This is a genomic window from Spirillospora sp. NPDC049652, from assembly GCF_040675125.1.
Classification (GTDB): domain Bacteria; phylum Actinomycetota; class Actinomycetes; order Streptosporangiales; family Streptosporangiaceae; genus Spirillospora.
This window is the reverse complement of sequence record NZ_JBFAOF010001568.1, coordinates 1-1,058: the sequence shown is the minus strand read 5'-3', so window position 1 is coordinate 1,058 and position 1,058 is coordinate 1. Positions and strand designations below refer to the sequence as shown.

Sequence of the window (1,058 nt, the reverse complement as noted above, 5' to 3'; positions counted from 1 at the left end):
CTTAGGGAGGAAGGCCCGCCCGGCGGCAACGCCCTCCAGGCCCTGGTGTCGCGGCTGCGCGCGGCGACCGGCAAGGGCCTGGTCGAACACAGCCCGGCCGGATACCGGCTCGCGCTCGACCCGTCCGCCGTGGACGCCGTCGCGTTCGAACGGGCCGTGACCGCCGCCCGGGCGCTCTCCGACCCGTCCGAGAAGGCCGCCGCGCTCCGCACGGCTCTGGACATGTGGCGCGGGCAGGCCCTGGCCGACGTCGCGGACGCCGAGTTCGCGCGCGCACGAGCCGCCAGGCTGGAAGAACTGCGCATCAGCGCGACCGAGGACCGCATGGAGGCCGAACTGGAGTTGGGGGAGTCGGTCTCCCTGCTCCCCGAACTCGAAGCCCTCGCCACCGCGCACCCGCTCCGCGAACGCGTCCGTGGCCTGCTCATGCGCGCCCTGAACGCGGCGGGCCGTCCGGCCGACGCCTTGCGCGTGTACGAGGAGACCCGCGAGCACCTGGCCGAGCACCTGGGCGTCGATCCGGCGCCGGAACTGGGCGCCCTGCACCTGTCCATCCTTCGCCGCGACCCGCCCACCCCGCCACGGCCGCAGGAGAAGCCGCGGCCCGCGGAACCGGTCCGCACGCCGAAGGGCCGGACGAACCTGTCGGCCGCCCTCACCAGCTTCGTCGGACGCGACGAGGAGGTGGTGCAGCTCGGCAAGATGCTCGGCGAGTCAAGGCTCGTCACCCTCATCGGACCGGGCGGCGCGGGCAAGACCCGGCTGGCCTCCGAGGCCGCCGCGCCCCTGGTGGACCGCCTGCCCGACGGCGTGTGGTTCGTCCCGCTCGCTCCGATGGCCGCGCCCGGCGGAGCCGACGCCGTCGCGCAGGCCGTGCTCGTCGCCCTCGACGCGCCCGACCTGATGCGGCAGGCGGAGGGCCGCACCGCCCCGCGCCCGCTGGACCGGCTCACCGACCTGCTCGCGACCCGCCGCACCCTGCTCGTCCTGGACAACTGCGAGCACGTGCTGGACGCCGTCGCCGCCGTCGCCGACCGGGTGCTCGCCGCCGCGCCGGA

Annotated in this window: 1 protein-coding gene; it reads left to right on the top strand. The window is 76.0% G+C overall.

Going from position 1 to position 1,058, the window contains the following annotated elements; translation table 11 throughout:
- The coding region (locus AB0J52_RS41985) for an AfsR/SARP family transcriptional regulator (protein WP_500188896.1) at positions 1 to 1,058 on the top strand (1,058 nt) is incomplete at both ends.